Raw genomic sequence first — 17,068 nt, 5'->3', positions numbered from 1 at the left:
GTATATAGCGCGCGCGTGAGGGCCCGGCGGCGGCCCCGCGAGCCTGCGGTGCCTCATAGGCAACGCGTGCCTCAGGTGTCCCCGCGCCGGCGGAACACCCACCATCCCAGCAGCGCCGTGAAGGTCGCGACCAGCACCACCATGAGCCAGAAGCCGTGGCGGTTTTCCGCAAGCGGAATGCCGCCTACGTTCATGCCGAAAAAGCCCGCGACGATGTTGATCGGCAGCGCGAGCACGGTCACGAGCGTGAGCGTGAAAAGCGTGCGGTTGTTCTGCTCTTCGAGCCGCGCGGCAATTTCTTCCTGCAGGAGCTTGATGCGCTCCACCAGTCCGGCCATGTCGCCCAGCACGAGCGAAAACTCCTCGGTCGCCTCGCGCAGGTCCTGCATGTCGGCTAGCTGGAGCCAGCGCGGCGGGCGCGCGAGCAGACGGAAAATCGAGCCAGGCTCCGGCGCGAGCATACGTTGCAGGCGCACCAGGATGCGCCGCATGGCCGCGAGTTCATGACGGCTCGCCGAGCGGCGCGAGGCAAGAAACTGGTCCTCGGCGCGATCGACATCGACGCTCGTGCGGCGCACGATCTCCACCATCAGGTCGGCCTGATCGCGCATCAAGTGGATGAGCAACTCGGCCGGCGAGCGGAACGTCTCGCCGTTGCGCACGTAGCCGCGCAGACGGTCGATGGAGCGCAGCGGCTTCAGCCGCGCCGTGACGAGTATGCGTTCGTGCGTGTATGACCAGAGGGTCGCGATCTGCGAGGGCGTGAGTTCGAAATCGAACATCACGTCGTTGACCACGGCGAAGAGCCCGTTGTCCACGTGTTCGATGCGCGTGGAGTGCGAGCCTTCCACGAGCATTTCGAAGAAGGCGTCGGGCAGGTCGAGATGCGCGCGCATCCACGGTTGTGCCGCGGCGTGGGCGAGATTGAAGTGCAGCCAGTAGAACGAGTCGTCGTGCGCGGCTTGCGGCTCGCCGCTTTCGTGCGTGCGCCGCAGCGCGTCGAGTACATCGTCGCACGTGACGGACTGCCCGGGTTGCCCCGGCGTGAAGCGAAAACCGCAAACGAGACCCGACAGGTCGGCGCCATACGTTGCGACGGACGAAGCGAAATCCATGGTCGTCATGGCCGGTTGATCGGCGCACAGCATGCCATAGGCGTGCTTTTGCAGGCAAGCGCGCGAATCGATGCACCGACACGCGCGCGTCATCTGCCTGTGCTAGGCGGCGCCGGGCAGACCTAGCTGGGTGCGGCCGAGCGCGGTGAGATCGGCCACGCCCGCCCGGTCCGCCAGATCGGCTTCGATGTGCTCAGGGGGAAAATCGGGCGGGCTGCGGCCTTCGAGGAAGCTCGGCAACTGGCGCTGCAAATAGGCGTCGTTCTTCGCGCAACCCGGCGTGGCCGGGATGTACATCACGTTGCTGTATCCCGTGCCGCGGTGCTCGTCTTCCACCGAGTGAATCACGTCGCAGTGCCAGAACACGGTGTCGCCGGCTTGCATCTGCGGAATCGATGTCAGCGCGTCGACGAGCGGCGCGTGCCATTCGGAACTGATCGGCAGCCCGCGGCCCGGTTGCGCGCCGCACAGGTCGTCTTCGGCCACGTCGTCCTGCAGCGCGCGCAGGAGCACGTACGCCATGGCGTTGGCGATCGGCACGATCTGCAGCGTGCCGTCGCCGGGGCCCTGCGGCGTGAGCGCGGTCCAGCCCTGGAAGGTGCGGAACATCGAAGAAGCGATGCGCGAAGGAATCTCGCTCGCGTGCGTGCGGTAAGCGCCGTCGAACGGGTCGTAGCGCCGCCAGTCGCCCGAGAACACGTGGCGATACACCTGGCGGAAGCTCTCGTCGACCCAGCGCTCGACCGCGCCGCCGTCGCAATGCGCGGCGAGGCCGGGCGCCGCCGCTCCGGGCGGCCGGCGCCGCAGGCGGTCGGCGTAGGCGGGCACGACATCGGGATCGAAATGCACGCGCCCTTCGCTCTCGTGGCGCCACAGACGGTTGAGAAAGACGCGCGCGGCGGTGAGTTCGGCGGACTCGCGCGCCTGCACTTGCGGGCGCGACCAGTACAAGCCGTAGATCAGCGGGCGGCTCGCTTGCGGCGGGAGGGCATTGCGCTGCGCCGCGCGTTGGGTTGCGAGCGCGTCGAGATCGTTGCGCGCCACGTACTCCGCGATTTCGGCATCCCAGCGCGCGGCCTGCTCCGGCTCGAATACGCGGCGGATCACGCAGGCGCCGCGCGCTTTCACGCGCGCGATCGTCTCGGCGCTCACGCGCTGCGCCGCGATGTCGGCGAAGGCGATCTCCGGAATCACGGACTCGCCCGCCTCGCGCAGTCGCGCGATGCTCCGCGCCTCTTCGCCTATGGCCTGCGCGACCTCCTCGAACACTTCGCGATAGTTCGGCAGTTGCGCGCGCAACGTGCGCTTGGCCTGCCGGATCGCGGCCGGGACATCGTCGATCTGAAGTGCCGCCATGCGTGTCTCCATCGGGGTTGAATGCCGTCGTTTAATGGCAAGCATACGCTTGAATGGGGCACTTCTGACCGGTTCAACGCAGGCGACATCTTCAGAAAGCTGGCTGGATGATGAGCGGCGTACGGCTTGAGCGACCCGATACGCGCCCCCCCTCAGCCGCCCACGCGACTGGTATCGCCGTCACTGCGCTCCCAGAACACCACTCGGCGCTGCACCGCGCGCACGGCCTGCGCGCCGCCCACGCCAATAACGGCGAGCAGCACGACGCCCGCAAACATCGTCGCAACGCTCATATTGACCGAGGCCGAGCTGATCAGATAGCCGAGCCCGCGCTGCGAAGAGAGAAACTCGCCGACCACCGCGCCGATCAGCGCCAGCGACACGCCGATCTGCAGGCCGCTGAAGATTTCGGGCGCGGCGCAAGGCAACTTCACGTGCAAGAACAGAAACGCACGCGAGGCCGAGAATGCCCGGCACGCGTCGAGCAGATCCGGGTCGGCGCGCTTGAGGCCATTGACCGTGTTCACGAACAGCGGGAAGAAGCACACGAGCACGACGAGCACGACCTTCGAGGCGCTGCCATAGCCGCACCAGACGAGAATGATCGGCCCGAGCGCGACCTTCGGCATGGCCTGCAGGCCAGCGAGCAGCGGGAACACGAAACGCTCGAACGTACGCGACTCCGCGAGCACGGCACCGGTCGCGACGGCGAGCACGCTGCCGATTGCGTAGCCAAGCAGTGTCTCGCCGAGGGTCGCGGCAATATGCGGCCACAACGTGCCGTCCGCGAAGCCCGCCGCGAGTGCCCGGCCCACTTCGGCGGGCGCGGGCAGCACATAGTCCGGTATCGACCACCATGCGACCACGGCCTGCCAGCAGGCGATCGCTGCCGCGAGGCTCGCGAGCGGATACAGCGCCGCGGGCATGCCTTTGCGCTTTCGTTGATTCATTGGAAGTGCCTCCGCAAATACGCGCACGCATCGACGAATGCCGTGGAACTGAGGGTGTGCGCGTCACGCGCTCGCGCGATCGGCACCACCAGTTCGTCGACGATGCGGCCCGGCCGCGCCGACATGACGACGACGCGATCCGCGAGAAAGACCGCCTCGGGAATGCTGTGCGTAATGAACAGCACCGACTTGCGCTGCGCGAGCCAGATACGTTGGAGTTCGAGCGTGAGCCGCTCGCGCGTGAGCGCGTCGAGGGCGGCGAAGGGCTCGTCCATCAGCAGCAGTTCGGGGTCATGCAGCAGCATGCGCGCAATGCCCACGCGCTGCTGCATGCCGCCGGAAAGCTCGGCTGGATAGTTGCGCGCGAAAGCATCCAGTCCCACGAGTTCAAGCAGTTCCCGTGCGCGCGCCTGTGCGTGCTCCATCGGCAGGCCGAGCGTGCGCGCGGGCAACAGCACGTTGTCGAGTACGTTGCGCCACGGCAGCAGGTTCGGCTTCTGGAACGCTACGCCGACCTGGCGGCCCGGCTTCGTCAGCGCCGCGCCGCCGAGGCGCGCACGCCCCGAGGTCGGCGCAATCAGCGCCGCCGCCACCTTGAGCAAGGTGGACTTGCCGCAGCCGGACGGCCCCAGCAGCGCGACGAACTCGCCCGCCTCGATACGCAGGTCCACGTCGAGCAACGCGTCGATCGTGCCGGTACGCGTGCGGTAGCTCACCGAGACCCGCTCGGCATGAAAGGCGCTCGTGCTCATGGCGCGCGCCTCGCTGCGCCGAGGAACTGCAGCACGCGCGACCACGAAGCCTCGTTTGCGCGCGCATTCGCGGCGGCCGTGCCGCCTGCCGTGATCGGCACGCGCGCGACCGGATGCACGCGTGCGATCTGCGTGGCCGGCACATGCGGAAACAGGATCGAGTGGCCCGCGCCCTCGTAGCGCAAATGTTCGACGCGGTGCGGGAAGCCGCGCGCCGCGAGATCGGCGGCGATCATTTCGGCGTAGCGCGACGATGGCCAGAAGCCGTCGTCGGTGCCTGAAATCAGCAAGACCGGTCCGGCAATGCGCTCGACGGGAATACGCGCGCGGGCCACGGCCTCGGCGTCGCCGAGCGCCGACTCGAAGGCCGGCGCCTGACGCACCGGTTCGCCCGGCGCACTCGCGTGGCGGAACGCGGTCCAGTCGGCGTGAGTATTGCGCTCCCACACATGCGCGAGCGGGCGGCCGCCAAGCGTCCACGCGACCGAATCCGGCGGTTCGCCGGGCGCGCCCGCGCGCAGCGTGCCGTGCAGCACGGCGCTCGGCACATAGCCGATCACGGCCGAAACCCGCTCGGGCCACGTCGCCGCGAGCAGCAACGCGAGTTCCCCGCCGCGCGACTGTCCTGCCACGGCCACAAAATCGTTTTGCGGGTGCACGCTCTCGCGCAGCCAGTCGAGCGCCGCCGCGAAGTATTCCAGCGGCGTGTGCGAAATGGTGGGCGGCAGTCCCGGCGCGTTGAAATAGCCGAGCGCGAGCGCCGCGTAACCGTGCGCCGCGTAAAGCGCCGCGCGCGGCTCGTTGATGCCGCCGCCCGAGCCATTGAGCACGACCACGGCTGGATGCGGCCCAGGCGTCGCGGGCGTGAACAGCGTGCCGACCACGCCCGCTTCGCGAATCTCGCGGCGCACGACGCCATCGGCCACGTACTGTTGCACGAACTGCGCCGTGGCTGTGGTGTCCGCCCCTTCCGTTTGGCGCGCAACGAGTTCGACCGTCAGCGGCTCGATGCTTTCGGCACGCGTCGGCTCGCTCTCGCAGCGCATCGACCAGACCACGCCCATCGGCTGCACGCCGCTGTGCGCATAGTCGCCCGCCGTGGGCGCGACCTCGCCGAGATCGGCGTTGCCGTCGGCGTCGGTCGCGAAGCGGTTCGTGCTGCGCCATGCGCTGCCGTCCGGCATGTCGAGCCGCGCGGTCAACTCGACCTGCGCATGCGGCGCGAAGCCCTTGAGCACGATGCGCCGCGCGACATCGATCAGCGCCACGCGCGGCGTCACCTCGATGCGCGCGCTCACGGCTGCTGCCGCGCGCGTTCGCGCAGCGCGGCCTCGTCGAAGTGGCTGAAGTCGGCCACGAACTGGTTCGAGAACAGTTGATCGAGCGGCACCTCGCCCTTCGGGAACTCGCCCACCCGCTGCATCTCGGCCAGATTCGCGCGCACGGCGGGCAAGTCGTATGCGCCGGGCTGGCGCGGTTTGCCGTCTGCAGTTCGCAGCACGCGGGAGAGACGCCGCTTGAGCAGTTCCTCCGCCACGCGCAGGTTGTGCGCTTCGTCGCCTGGCGGCTTCGACTCGGGGTGCGCCTCCCAGAAGGCCTTCACGCAGAACGCCGGATTCGCATCGCAGACGATTTGCGCTTCCGTATAGGCGCGGCCGAAGCGCACGATCAGGTCCGGCCGCTCGGCAAACGTATCGCGATGGGCAATGAAGCCGTTGCCGGCCGTTTCGTCGAACACGGCCGGATAGCGGATGCGGCGGATCGGTGTGCCCGAAAGTTCCAGCATGTCGTCCCAGCTGCTGTTGAAATTGAGCGCGTCGACGGCGCCCGTTTTCAGTGCCTGAAACCCTGAGCCGAGCGAGCCCACGGGCACGTAGTCCACATTCTTACCAGGCGTGAGCCCTGCCTCGCGCAACGCGGCGCGGCCACCCGGAATCGTGCCCCACGTGAGCGCGCCGACGCCGATCTTCTTGCCATCCAGATCGGCCAGTCTTTTCACCGGCGACGAGGCGAGCACGGCAAACTCCATCGTGTTCGCGGGCACGCCGTTGTAAAAGTAGCGCACGGGCGGCGGCGTGCCGCCGTTCAGATAGCTCGACAGGAGCGGCTCAGAGGTCGGGTAGCCGAACGTGATGCGCTTGCTCGCCACCTGCGGAATCAGCGCCCCTGCGCCCTGGAACACGACGAGCTTCACGTCGAGCCCTTCGCTCTTGAAGAGGCCGAGCTTGTCGGCGGCGGCATAAGGCGCGCCGTCGTGCACGGCGGGCGGAATCGCGAGGCCGACCGTGACGGCATCGAGCGCATGGGCATCGCTTGCCGCAAGCGCGAAAAGCGGCGCGCAGGCCGCGGCGAGCCAGGCGGCCAGTCTGTTACGGGGTTTCATGGAATGAGTGGTCTCCGTGGGTGGGCGCGGTCGCGGCCACGCGGCGCGCGGCCTCGCCTTTGAGTGCGGCGCGGTCGATCTTGTTTGTCGAAGCGATCGGGAGCATGTCGACAAACCACACCCGGCGCGGATGCTGAAAAGCGGGCGCGTGCTCCAGCGCGTAATGCTTGAGCGTGGCTTCGTCAGCCTGCGCGCCGGCTTTCAGGACGACGAACGCCACCGGCTTTGCGCCCTTGATCTCGTCGGCCACCGGCACGACGCACGCCTGCGCGACATTCGGATGACGTTCGAGCAGGCGCTCGACTTCGCCCGGATAGATGTTCTCGCCGCCGCAGACGAACATATCGTCGCGGCGGCCGACGAACGTGTAGAAACCCTGCGCGTCGCGGCGGAAGACGTCGCCGGTGCGGTAGTAACCGTCCTGTGTGAGCGGCGCGCGCACGTCCGGGCGGTTGTGATAGCCGGTCATCAGCGCCGGGCTGCGCAAATGCAACTCGCCCTCTTCCGCCTGTGCGCCGTTTTCGTCGACGAGACGCAGCTTGACGAGCGCATGCGCGGCGCCGACCGAAAGCGGCGGCGTCGGCAAGCCCTGCGGATGCGGGCCGAATACGACCGGGCCGCCCTCCGTGGTGCCGTACGCGTTGATGACGCGCGCGTTCGGCAGCAGTGCGTGGATCTGTTGCAACAGCGTGGCGCTGACGGGCGCCGAGCCCATCCGCACGTAGCGCACGGAGGAAAGATCGCTTTGCGCAAGCAGTTCGCGCTGTTGCAGCATCATGGCGATCATCGGCGGCACGGCGGTGAGCCACGTGCAGCGCCAGGCGGCCACGGCGCGAATATAGTTGCCGGCCTCGAATTGCGGCAACATCACGGTCGTTGCGCGCGCAGCCAATGTGAGGAACGCCAGCGCAAGGGCATTCATGTGAAAGAGCGGCGCGGCGATCAGCACGCGCTCACCTGCGAGCGGCTGCGACAGCAGGCGCGTGTGTACGACCCACAGGTGGCTCTCGTGCGACAGTACAACGCCTTTGGGCCGCCCCGTCGAGCCCGACGTATAGAGCATGAGCGCGGCTTCGCCCGGCAGCGGCTCGACTGGCTCGAAACGCGTCGCGCGCAGGTTCGCCACGAAGGCCGAAAACGGCGTGACGTGATCGGGCAATTCGCTTGCAAGCAACGGCACGCGCGCATCGAACACGACGCCCGCGAGACCCGGCGGCAAGTCCGCCACGCGTTTCGCGTCGCAGAACACGAGGCGCGCGCCGCTGTCCGCTATCACGTCGGCGATGAGCGCGCGAGGGAAGCGGAAATTCACAGGCACCGCGACGAGACCCGCCCGCATGATGCCCAGCACCGTCGCAACATAGTGCGCCGAGTTCGCGGCGAGCACGGCGATGCGCTCGCCGCGTGCGTGGCGCGTGGCGAGCGCTGCCGCGACGCGGTCCGCCAGCGCGTCGAGTTCCCCGAAACGGTAGCGCACCGGTGTCAGCGCGTCGTCGAGTTCGATGAGCGCGAGCGCTGCGGCGTCGCCGCTGCGGTCGATCAGATCGCCGAGGTTGCGCGGCAAGCTCATGGCACGAACTCCAGCAAGGTATCGAACCGAGGCAACGCGACAAGGCTACGCGTGGCTTCCACTTCATACGGCAATTGCGCGTGCTGCGCGTACGTACCGATCTCGCGCCACTTTGGAGTCCGAATCGTGACCGCGCCGTAGCGCGGCGCGCGCGCCGTAACATGCCCGGCCAGCGCGCCGAAATGCGCGTCAAACCGGGCGCGACTGTGAAAGACCAGCTCGAAGCCCGGGCCCGGCTCGCCAAGACGCGCATAGTCCTCGCGCTCCGCGTCCACGAGATGCAGCGCCGCGAGCGCATACGCGCCGTTGGCATGAGTGCGCCACGCTTCGCGGAACACGAACTCGGGCGTGAGGTGCTGGCAGAAGTACACACGCCCGCCCGGCAGTTGGCCGGACCCAAGGCGCACGGTCACGAAGCGCGCATCGCCGAGCCCCGCCACCGGCCGCGAGAAGTGCTGCGGCGGCGTTGCGTCGAAACCGGCAGCGCGCAGATCGTCGAAGGTGCGTTGTGGATCGTCGCTGCGCAAGACGAGGCCATCCGCGCCAAGCGGGCTTGCGGCGATCTCCGGCCGCGTGGCCGAGCCGTCGGCGGGCAGGCCGATCAGTTCGAGATAGTGCCCTTCGAACACGATCGCGTGATTGATCGAACCGAGCGTGTGGAACCCGCGCGGCGTGAGCGTAAAGCCCAGTGCGCCGAACAGCGCTTGCGCCGCGTCGGTGTCGTAGCGCGTGTTGATGACGAGGTGATCGAGGCTCAGCATCACGGGCGTGCCGGCTGCGGCGCGGGTGCGGCTGCGCCGGCGGTGGAATAGGCGCCTCGGCCGCTCGCGACGAGTTTGCCGTCCGCGTCGAACACCTGCGCTTCGGCCGTCGCGATCTGCGCGCCGAAGCGGATCACCTTGCCCTTCACGCGCAGGTTGCCCGGCAGCGCCGCGCGGTGGTAATCGACGCGCAGGTCGATCGTCGGCACGCCGCGCCCCGTTTTCGAAACGAGCGCCCAGTCGGCGGCGAGGTCGACCAGCGCGGCCAGGATGCCGCCATGCGTGTAGCGCTTCTCGGGGTTCACGACCCATTCCTCGCGCCACGCCGCAGTGAGTTCGATCTCGCCGTCGGCAACCGCGACGACCTTCAGCCCGAGCCATTCGTGATAAGGACCACGGCGCAAACGCGCCTCTACGTCTTCGGCTGTCGGCAATGCCGTTGGGTTTGCTGCCTGATTCATGCGTATTCTCTCCTTGCCCCGATTACGGTGTGACGACGATCTTGCCCAGCACCTCGCGGTCGCGGATCAGGCGCAAGCCCTGAGCGGCCTCTTCGAGGGGCAGCACGCGGTCGATGGCGGGCGTAAGCTCGCCGCGCGCGATCTGAGCGAGCAGCGCACGCAGGTTGTCGTCGTAGAAACTGTTCGAGCCGATCACCTTCAGTTCGAAACTCCAGATGTAGCGCAGGTCTTCCTTCGGGTCGTGACCCGCCGTCGCGCCGCATACGAGCACCGTTCCGCCGCGCTTGACGCACTTGAGCGAAGGCACCCAGGTTTCGCCGCCCGTGAAATTCACGAGCACGTCCACGCCGCCTTCCTGGCTGCGCCGCTGCGGTTTGCCGTACTGCGCGATCGCCCATTTCGAAAAGTCGGCCGTGCGGTAATTGACGACGTGGTCGGCGCCGAGCGCCTTCAGTTGCGCGGCCTTTTCGTCGCTGCCCGCGCAGGCGATCACTTCGGCGCCGAGTTGCTTCGCGAGCAGCAGCGAAGCCGTCCCCACGCCGCCGCTCGCGCCGAGAATCAGCACGCGGTCGCCGGCCTTCACGGTCTGGTGCGTGATCAGCATGCGATGCGCCGTGCCATACGCAACCGGCAGCGCGGAGGCCGCCTCGAAGCTCACCGCGTCGGGCAGCGGGATCAATTGCGCGGCGGAAACGGCGCAATATTCGGCCATGCCGCCGTCGAGCATCTCGCCCATCAGCCCTTTCTCGCGGTTGAGCGGGTTCACAAGCACGCGCTCGCCAATCTTCCAGCCTTCCACGCCCTCGCCGACGGCGACGATCTCACCCGCCATGTCGAGGCCGATCACGACCGGCAGCGGCACCTTGATGCCCGGCATGCCCTTCACCGTGAAAACGTCGTGATAGTTGAACGACGAAGCGCGCACGCGGATCACCACGCCGCCCGGCTCGGCCCGCGGCACGGGCTTGTCGCTCACGACCTCGAGCTGGTCGAGGTCGCCGTGCGCGCGCAGCACGAGCGCCTTCATGGTGGAAGGAAGGGAAACTGCCATATCTGGACTCCGAATGAATGCCGAAAAAAATAGATGAGGGTTACTGAATGGATCGCGAGGCGATGTAAGGCGCGGTGTCGAACAGACCGGCGGGCAATTCGCCTTGAATCACGCCGCCGTCGACAAAGATCTTGTGCTCGTGCTGCAAGGTCTCGATGTCGCCCGGCTCGAAACTCACGCGGTTGATTTCAGACCAGCGCGCCGCGTAGGCATCGGCGTCGGCCGCAGGAAGGTTCGCGCTCTTTTGCAGGATCGCCGAAACGTCGCTGTGGTGTGCGGCGCCCCATTGCAGCGCGGCGCGCAAGCCGGCAATCAGCTTCGCCGCGTCGGCCGGATGCTGGGCGAGCCAGTCCGCGCGCACCGCGCTCACGCCGATATACGGCACGGCGTCGCTTTTCGTGAGCTTCTTCCATTCGTCGCCGAACGTGCCGAGCTGGCGCACCTTCAGGTCCTTCAACTGCGCCACGGTGATCGTGCGCACCGCCGCCGCATCGACCTGCTTCTGCACGAGAAACTGGGCGAGGCGCCCTTCGTTGCCTGGCACGATCGAAAAGTCGGCGCTGCGAATGCCGTAGTTGCCTTGCAGTACGGCGGTTGCGATCGAAGCGACCGAACTTCCCGGCGGCGACATGCCAACCTTTTTGCCGCGCAGCTCGGCAAGCGAGCGGATAGGCGAGTCTTCGGGCGCAACGAAAGCGACGTCGGCGGGCTGGGTCGCCAGCACGATGCGCAGCGGCGCGCCCTGCGAAGCGGAGCTGAACACGGCGGAAGCCGGCGCGGCGAAGGCGAAGTCGATTGCGCCGGCCGCGAGCGCCCGGTTCGGCGCATTGACGTCGGCGAAGCGCACGAACTGCACGTCGAGCCCGCGCTGCTGCAGGAAGGGCTTCGCCTCGAGCACCGCCCCAAAGCCAAGGCTCACGCCACTCGTCCAGTAACCGATCCGAACGGTGTCGGCCAGCGCCGTTTGCGCGGCGCAAGCCGAAGCGGCGGCGACCAGCGCCGCAACGGCTGCCCGCTTGATGTGTCGTGTCATTTGCATGGTGTCATTCCCCGTAGTCAGTGGATTCAGGCCGCGCGCTTCCAGCGAAAGAGGCGGCGTTCGATCGGCTTGAGCACGCCCGCCTCGAGCAGCAGCATCAGCACGACGAGCGTCACGGTCCAGGCGAACACCTGATCCGTTTGCACGAGATCGGCGGCCTGGCGCAGCCTGTAGCCGATGCCGTCCGACGCGCCGATCGTCTCCGCCACGAGCGAGACGCGCCAGCCGAAGCCGAATGCGAGCCGCGCGCCCGCGAAAAAGTGCGGCAGGATGGTCGGCAAGTAGATCTTGCGCATGATCTGCGCGGGCGAAAAACGCAGGCTTCGCGCGAGTTCGACGTGCTGCGTGTCGACGGTCAGCGCGCCCTGCCATACGTTGGTCAGGACCAGCGGCATGGCGGTCATGAAGACGACGAATATCGTCGTTGCGTTCGAAATGCCGAACCAGATGATCGCGAACACAGCCCAGATCGCCGACGAGACTGTGTTCACGATCGCCAGCAACGGCTCGAAAAAACGCGCCGCGCGCGGGCTTGCGCCAAGGGCCACGCCGAGCGGCGCACCCACCGCGGCCGCGAGCGCGAAGCCCGCCAGCACGCGGTAGAGCGTCGCGCCGAGATCGCGGAAAAACGAGGGCGAGTGCAGCAACGCAACGAGCGCGTGCGCGACCTGCCCGGGGCCTGGCATCACGAAGGCAGGCATGCGCCGCGCCGCCATCCACCAGACCCCCACGAGCAGGGCCACGAGCGCCACGCGCTGCGCGGCGAGCGAAACGAAGGAACGGGACAGCAAGGCAGGCATCGAAGGGCCCTGGCGGCGTGCAGTAGTGGATGGCATCAGGCTCATACCAGCAGGCGAAGACGGCGGATCGCTTCCGCGACTTCGGCGTCGGTCGCGCTTCGCGGGCGCGGCAGATTGACGGGCACGATCTCGCGCACGCGGCCGGGGCGCGGCGCCAGCACGATCACGCGGTCGGCGAGTACGATGGCCTCCTCCACGTCGTGCGTGACGAAGAGGATCGTGGTCGGGCGCAGCGCGCGCAGCCGCAGCACCTCGGCGTGCATCTGCGCGCGCGTTTGCGGGTCGAGCTTCGAGAAAGGCTCGTCCATCAGCAAGATGCCCGGCTCGCTCACAAGGCTGCGCGCGAGCGCCACGCGACTGCGCATGCCGCCCGATAGTTGATGCGGGTGGTGTTCGGCAAACGCAGCGAGACCCACCATGTCGAGCACGGCCGCCGCACGCTCGCGCCGCTCACGGGCCGCAAGGCGCGGGCGGGCCGATTCGAGCGCGAACTCCGCGTTGGCTCGCACCGTGCACCACGGCAGCAGCCGGTCTTCCTGAAACATGTACGAAAGCGACTGCCGCCCATTGCCAGGCGCGACGCGCTCGCCGTGCAGCCACAGTTCGCCCGAATCGGCCCCGGCCAGGCCCGCGACGATATTGAGCAGCGTGCTCTTGCCGCAGCCCGAGGCGCCGAGCAGCGCCACGATCTCGCCCTGCCCGACGTCGAACCGGATATCGTCCAGCACGCTTAGTGATCCGAAATATTTACCGATGCCCCGCACCGAAATGGCCGCTGTCGTCACCGTCTCAACTCCGCAACGGTATACACGGGCAGCGACGCGCCCGAGCTGGACAAACTCGCGTAGACCTTCTCCATCGTCATGTCGCGGAACGTTTCGATGTGCCGGCGGGCGATCGTTTCCGCGCGCCGTGCGTCGTTGGTCTCGAATGCGTCGATCATCGAATTATGGTCGTGACGGATTTCCGGCTTGGTGCCCTGCACGCCGAAGCCGAGCGCGACGAGGCGCGACATCTCGTCCATCAGGTTGGCTAGCGTGTGGTGCAGGCGTACGTTGCCGCTTGCCTGGGCGATCGCGAGATGGAACTCGCGGTTCGCGTCGAGAAAGTCGTCGATCTGATCGGAGAGCTCACGCTCGGGGTAAGGCACGCGGCAAGCCGCTTCCAGCTTGCGCAGCAGCGCGACGTCGACACGCCCGCATGCAAGGCGCGCCGCGAGCGGCTCCAGTTGCACGCGCAGGGCGAAGACCTCTTCGACGTCGCGCAACGTGATCGGCGCGACGCGGTAGCCCTGGCGCGGCATGGCGCGAATGAACCCTTCGTGAACGAGCCGCACGAGCGCGACGCGGCACGTGCTTTTGCCGATCCCGTAGTGCTCCATCAACTGGCTTTCCGTGAGAGTCGCGCCAGGCATGAAGCGGCACGACAGCACATCGCGGCGGATTCGCCAGTAGGCGTCCTCACCGCGCAGCGCCGGCAGGTCGCTCTGTTCCGGCTGGCCGGATGCAATGCCAGTTTCGTTCATCTCGCACTCGCCTTCGTGAGCTGCTCACAATTCGTTCTTGAGGCTTTCATGCAAGCATCGTAGTCGTGCAGGGGCGCGTTGATAACGAATAAAACCGACGAATGATGTGTGCAATCGAGATATCGTGAGCGGCTCAGAGATAAGCATCTGACAATATCTTGGTTGTGCCGGCGACGAAACGGACTAAGGTGAGAGGCGCTTTGCCGCGCACGCGCGGCCGTTTCAGCGTATTTCCATTAAGGCACAAGAGACATGTCGATCGACAAGCATGACGACCCCGCTGCAAACCGCCCGCGACGGGCACTGATCAAGCTCGCGTCGCTCGCCGCGACCGGCGCCGCCCTGCGCGGTGTAACGGGCGTAACGGGCCTTGCGGGCGCGGCCGCGCTGGCGCTGCAAAGCGGCGCGGCGCGCGCACAAGACGCCAGGGTGCTGCGCATCGGGTTTCAGAAGTACGGCAACTTCGTCGTGCTAAAGGCACGCGGCACCCTCGAAAAGCGGCTGGCGCCGCTCGGATTCTCGGTGCAGTGGCTGGAGTTCCCGGGCGGCCCGCAGTTGCTGGAAGGGCTGGCCGCGGGCGCGGTGGATGTCGGCACGGTTGGGGAAACGCCGCCCATTTTCGCGCAGGCCGGTGGCGTGGACTTTGTCTATATCGCGAGCGAACCGCCCGCTGCGCAGGGCGAGGCTATCGTCGTGCACCAGGACTCGCCGATCCGTACGAGCGCCGACCTGCGCGGCAAGCGCGTGGCGCTGAACAAGGGCTCGAACGTGCATTATCTGCTCGTCAAAGCGCTCGAGAAGGCCAACCTGAAGTACGAAGAGATTCAGCCAATCTATCTCGCGCCCGCCGATGCGCGCGCCGCATTCACGAGCCGCAGCGTCGATGCATGGGTGATCTGGGACCCGTACCTCGCGGCCATCGAACGCCAGGCGAACGCGCGCTCGATCGCAAACGGTGAGAGCCTCGTGCGCAATACGCAGTACTACATTGCGAGCCGCGGCTTCGCGAATGCGCACGCGCCGATCATCCACGCGCTGCTCGACGAGATCGGCGCGGTGGACACGTGGGCGCGCGACAATGTGCCCGCCGTGGCCACGCAGCTTTCACCTCTCGTGGGGCTCGATGCGCCGACGCTCGAAGTCGCGCTCAAGCGTGCGGGATATGGCGTGCAGCCCATCGATGCCGCCACGCTCGCCTACCAGCAGCAGATCGCCGACACCTTCTCCGGTCTCAAGCTCATTCCGAAGAAGCTCGTCGTGGCCGACGCGCGCTGGCGCTCGGCCTGAACGCGCCTGCGCCACGAACCGCCGCCATGTGCAGCGGTCCGGGCGCATGGCGCGTGCAGCGCGCTTCAGAAACCCAAGTCCGCACCGCCAGGACCGCCGGCCGGCGCCGTCGCAGCTCCGGCTTTGGGCGCTTCGTGCACGGTCGCGTCGGTCGTGAGCAAAAGGCCCGCCACCGAAGCCGCGTTTTGCAGCGCCGTGCGCGTGACCTTGGTCGGGTCGAGCACGCCCTTCTCGACGAGGTCGCCGTATTCGCCTGTGGCTGCGTCGTAGCCGAAGTTGCCGGAGCCTTCCGCGACACGCGCCGCCACGACGCTCGCCTCTTCGCCCGCATTCGTGACGATCTGGCGCAGCGGCTCCTCCAGCGCGCGCAGCACGATTTTCACGCCCGCTGTCTGGTCGGCGTTGTTGCCCTTCACGTCGAGAATCGCCTGGCGCACACGGATCAGCGCGACGCCGCCGCCCGGCACGATGCCCTCTTCCACGGCCGCGCGCGTGGCGTGCAGCGCGTCGTCCACGCGGTCCTTCTTTTCCTTCACTTCGATCTCGGTCGCGCCGCCCACCTTGATCACCGCCACGCCGCCCGCGAGCTTCGCCACGCGCTCCTGGAGCTTCTCGCGATCGTAGTCGGACGTGGCTTCCTCGATCTGCGCGCGAATCTGCTTCACGCGCGCTTCGATGCCGGCCGCTTCGCCCGCGCCGTCGATCACGGTCGTGCTCTCCTTGCCCACCTCGATGCGCTTGGCCTGTCCCAGCTCCTGCAGCGTGGCCTTCTCCAGCGTGAGGCCCGTTTCCTCCGCGATCACCTGGCCACCGGTGAGAATCGCGATATCTTCGAGCAGTGCCTTGCGGCGGTCGCCAAAGCCGGGGGCCTTCACGGCAACCGTCTTGAGTACGCCGCGAATGTTGTTGACGACGAGCGTGGCGAGCGCTTCGCCCTCGATGTCCTCGGCAATGAGCAAGAGCGGCCGGCCCGCTTTCGCGACCTGTTCGAGCACCGGCAGCAAGTCGCGAATGTTCGAGATCTTCTTGTCGTGCAGCAGAATGAACGGGTTTTCGAGTTCCGCGATCTGCTTGTCGGGATTGTTGATGAAGTACGGCGAGAGATAGCCGCGGTCGAACTGCAGGCCTTCCACGACGTCGAGTTCGTCGGCGAGCGACTTGCCGTCTTCCACCGTGATCACGCCTTCCTTGCCCACCCGGTCGATCGCCTCGGCAATGCGCTGGCCGATCGACTCCTCGCCATTGGCCGAGATGGTCGCGACCTGTGCGATCTCCTTGCTCGTGGTCGTGGGCTTGCTGATCTTCTTCAGCTCCTCCACGGCCGCCAGCACGGCCTTGTCGATGCCGCGCTTCAAATCGAGCGGGTTGAGCCCGGCGGCCACGTACTTCTGGCCCTCGCGCACGATGGCTTGAGCCAGCACCGTGGCCGTCGTGGTGCCGTCGCCAGCCGCGTCGCTGGTTTTCGAGGCGACTTCCTTGACGATCTGCGCGCCGATGTTCTGCAGCTTGTCGGCCAGCTCGATTTCCTTCGCGACCGACACGCCGTCCTTGGTCACGACGGGTGCGCCGAAGCTGCGTTCCAGCACGACGTTACGCCCCTTCGGGCCGAGCGTGACCTTTACGGCGTCGGCGAGCAGGTTCACGCCTTCAATGAGTTTGGTGCGGGCGAGGTCGCCGAATACGATGTCTTTGGTTGCCATAGTGATGGTCTCTCAGGTTCCGTTATTGATTCACGACTGCGACGATGTCTTCTTCGCGCAGTACGAGCAGCTCGTTCCCATCGACTTTCACGGTTTGCCCCGCGTACTTGCCGAACAGCACGCGGTCGCCCACGTTCAGGTCCGGCGCAATGCGGCGGCCGTCGTTGTCGCGACGGCCCGGACCCACGGCGAGCACCTCGCCCTGATCGGGCTTTTCCGCGGCGCTATCGGGAATGACGATGCCCGACGCGGTGCGGGTTTCCTGGTCGAGTCGTTTGACGATCACGCGATCGTGCAAGGGGCGCAGGCTCATGGGCG

Annotated in this window: 17 protein-coding genes; 1 reads left to right on the top strand and 16 read right to left on the bottom strand. The window is 67.2% G+C overall.

Translation table 11 applies throughout. The features are described from left to right. Nucleotides 1-71: 71 nt before the first annotated feature. The 14 genes from U5A52_RS29995 to U5A52_RS29930 all read right to left on the bottom strand — a co-directional run bounded on the left by U5A52_RS29995 (nt 72) and on the right by U5A52_RS29930 (nt 13,763). A complete protein-coding gene (locus U5A52_RS29995; protein WP_415774074.1) occupies nt 72-1,124 on the bottom strand; it encodes a transporter in 1,053 nt (350 codons plus the stop codon). A gap of 93 nt (nt 1,125-1,217) precedes the next feature. Next, nucleotides 1,218-2,471 (bottom strand): YbiU family protein, encoded by a 1,254-nt coding sequence (locus U5A52_RS29990; RefSeq protein WP_321937321.1) that lies wholly within the window; start codon nt 2,469-2,471, stop codon nt 1,218-1,220. A 152-nt stretch (nt 2,472-2,623) separates the two neighbouring features. Next, nucleotides 2,624-3,421, bottom strand: a complete 798-nt coding sequence (locus U5A52_RS29985; RefSeq protein WP_321915569.1) for an ABC transporter permease — start codon at nt 3,419-3,421, stop codon at nt 2,624-2,626. Next, complete coding sequence (locus U5A52_RS29980; protein WP_321937319.1) at nt 3,418-4,173, bottom strand: ABC transporter ATP-binding protein; 756 nt, start codon at nt 4,171-4,173, stop codon at nt 3,418-3,420. The genes U5A52_RS29985 and U5A52_RS29980 overlap by 4 nt, the downstream gene beginning before the upstream one ends. Beyond that, complete coding sequence (locus tag U5A52_RS29975) at nt 4,170-5,471, bottom strand: acyl-CoA thioesterase/bile acid-CoA:amino acid N-acyltransferase family protein (RefSeq protein WP_321937318.1); 1,302 nt, start codon at nt 5,469-5,471, stop codon at nt 4,170-4,172. The genes U5A52_RS29980 and U5A52_RS29975 overlap by 4 nt, the downstream gene beginning before the upstream one ends. Continuing rightward, nucleotides 5,468-6,556: an ABC transporter substrate-binding protein gene (locus U5A52_RS29970; RefSeq protein WP_321937316.1), complete on the bottom strand. Its 1,089-nt coding sequence runs from the start codon at nt 6,554-6,556 to the stop codon at nt 5,468-5,470. The genes U5A52_RS29975 and U5A52_RS29970 overlap by 4 nt, the downstream gene beginning before the upstream one ends. Continuing rightward, entirely contained in the window at nt 6,543-8,126 is a 1,584-nt protein-coding gene (locus tag U5A52_RS29965; protein ID WP_321937315.1) for a class I adenylate-forming enzyme family protein, read from the bottom strand. Before U5A52_RS29965 ends, U5A52_RS29970 begins: the two co-directional genes overlap by 14 nt. After that, complete coding sequence (locus tag U5A52_RS29960; RefSeq protein WP_321937314.1) at nt 8,123-8,887, bottom strand: VOC family protein; 765 nt, start codon at nt 8,885-8,887, stop codon at nt 8,123-8,125. Before U5A52_RS29960 ends, U5A52_RS29965 begins: the two co-directional genes overlap by 4 nt. Next, complete coding sequence (locus tag U5A52_RS29955; RefSeq protein WP_321937312.1) at nt 8,887-9,348, bottom strand: PaaI family thioesterase; 462 nt, start codon at nt 9,346-9,348, stop codon at nt 8,887-8,889. Before U5A52_RS29955 ends, U5A52_RS29960 begins: the two co-directional genes overlap by 1 nt. Before the next feature lie 22 nt (nt 9,349-9,370). Further along, nucleotides 9,371-10,375 (bottom strand): zinc-binding dehydrogenase, encoded by a 1,005-nt coding sequence (locus tag U5A52_RS29950; RefSeq protein WP_321937360.1) that lies wholly within the window; start codon nt 10,373-10,375, stop codon nt 9,371-9,373. Nucleotides 10,376-10,439: 64 nt separating this feature from the next. After that, complete coding sequence (locus U5A52_RS29945) at nt 10,440-11,438, bottom strand: ABC transporter substrate-binding protein (protein WP_321937310.1); 999 nt, start codon at nt 11,436-11,438, stop codon at nt 10,440-10,442. A 26-nt stretch (nt 11,439-11,464) separates the two neighbouring features. After that, nucleotides 11,465-12,238 (bottom strand): ABC transporter permease, encoded by a 774-nt coding sequence (locus tag U5A52_RS29940; RefSeq protein ID WP_415765457.1) that lies wholly within the window; start codon nt 12,236-12,238, stop codon nt 11,465-11,467. Nucleotides 12,239-12,279: 41 nt separating this feature from the next. Then, a complete protein-coding gene (locus U5A52_RS29935; RefSeq protein ID WP_321937306.1) occupies nt 12,280-12,966 on the bottom strand; it encodes an ABC transporter ATP-binding protein in 687 nt (228 codons plus the stop codon). 53 nt (nt 12,967-13,019) lie between these two features. Then, the gene (locus U5A52_RS29930; RefSeq protein ID WP_321937304.1) at nt 13,020-13,763 is read right to left on the bottom strand and encodes a GntR family transcriptional regulator; all 744 of its coding nucleotides are present in this window, start codon (nt 13,761-13,763) and stop codon (nt 13,020-13,022) included. Nucleotides 13,764-14,015: 252 nt separating this feature from the next. Here U5A52_RS29930 and U5A52_RS29925 point away from each other — a divergent pair, with 252 nt between their 5' ends. Next, nucleotides 14,016-15,050 (top strand): sulfonate ABC transporter substrate-binding protein, encoded by a 1,035-nt coding sequence (locus U5A52_RS29925; protein ID WP_321937302.1) that lies wholly within the window; start codon nt 14,016-14,018, stop codon nt 15,048-15,050. Between the two features lie 65 nt (nt 15,051-15,115). Here the strand turns inward: U5A52_RS29925 and groL are convergent, their stop codons facing one another. Together groL and groES are read right to left on the bottom strand one after the other, a co-directional pair. Continuing rightward, on the bottom strand, nt 15,116-16,750 hold the full coding sequence (gene groL, locus U5A52_RS29920; RefSeq protein WP_321915557.1) for a chaperonin GroEL: 1,635 nt from the start codon (nt 16,748-16,750) through the stop codon (nt 15,116-15,118). A gap of 22 nt (nt 16,751-16,772) precedes the next feature. After that, nucleotides 16,773-17,063: a co-chaperone GroES gene (gene groES / locus U5A52_RS29915; RefSeq protein ID WP_199124958.1), complete on the bottom strand. Its 291-nt coding sequence runs from the start codon at nt 17,061-17,063 to the stop codon at nt 16,773-16,775. Nucleotides 17,064-17,068 lie beyond the last annotated feature (5 nt).

It is taken from the genome of Paraburkholderia sp. J8-2, from assembly GCF_905220195.1.
In the GTDB taxonomy this organism is placed as follows: Bacteria; Pseudomonadota; Gammaproteobacteria; order Burkholderiales; family Burkholderiaceae; genus Paraburkholderia.
The sequence above is the reverse complement of the archived record's forward strand: the minus strand, read 5'-3'. Positions and strand labels throughout refer to the sequence as shown.

Coding starts and splice junctions, on each gene's coding strand:
- U5A52_RS29980 (WP_321937319.1), bottom strand. CDS start 4,173: ATGAGCACGAGCGCCTTTCATGCCGAGCGGGTCTCGGTGAGCTACCGC.
- U5A52_RS29945 (WP_321937310.1), bottom strand. CDS start 11,438: ATGCAAATGACACGACACATCAAGCGGGCAGCCGTTGCGGCGCTGGTC.
- U5A52_RS29990 (WP_321937321.1), bottom strand. CDS start 2,471: ATGGCGGCACTTCAGATCGACGATGTCCCGGCCGCGATCCGGCAGGCC.
- U5A52_RS29995 (WP_415774074.1), bottom strand. CDS start 1,124: ATGACGACCATGGATTTCGCTTCGTCCGTCGCAACGTATGGCGCCGAC.
- groL (WP_321915557.1), bottom strand. CDS start 16,750: ATGGCAACCAAAGACATCGTATTCGGCGACCTCGCCCGCACCAAACTC.
- U5A52_RS29925 (WP_321937302.1), top strand. CDS start 14,016: ATGTCGATCGACAAGCATGACGACCCCGCTGCAAACCGCCCGCGACGG.
- U5A52_RS29940 (WP_415765457.1), bottom strand. CDS start 12,238: ATGCCTGCCTTGCTGTCCCGTTCCTTCGTTTCGCTCGCCGCGCAGCGC.
- U5A52_RS29965 (WP_321937315.1), bottom strand. CDS start 8,126: ATGAGCTTGCCGCGCAACCTCGGCGATCTGATCGACCGCAGCGGCGAC.
- U5A52_RS29960 (WP_321937314.1), bottom strand. CDS start 8,887: ATGCTGAGCCTCGATCACCTCGTCATCAACACGCGCTACGACACCGAC.
- U5A52_RS29970 (WP_321937316.1), bottom strand. CDS start 6,556: ATGAAACCCCGTAACAGACTGGCCGCCTGGCTCGCCGCGGCCTGCGCG.
- U5A52_RS29985 (WP_321915569.1), bottom strand. CDS start 3,421: ATGAATCAACGAAAGCGCAAAGGCATGCCCGCGGCGCTGTATCCGCTC.
- U5A52_RS29950 (WP_321937360.1), bottom strand. CDS start 10,375: ATGAAGGCGCTCGTGCTGCGCGCGCACGGCGACCTCGACCAGCTCGAG.
- groES (WP_199124958.1), bottom strand. CDS start 17,063: ATGAGCCTGCGCCCCTTGCACGATCGCGTGATCGTCAAACGACTCGAC.
- U5A52_RS29930 (WP_321937304.1), bottom strand. CDS start 13,763: ATGAACGAAACTGGCATTGCATCCGGCCAGCCGGAACAGAGCGACCTG.
- U5A52_RS29955 (WP_321937312.1), bottom strand. CDS start 9,348: ATGAATCAGGCAGCAAACCCAACGGCATTGCCGACAGCCGAAGACGTA.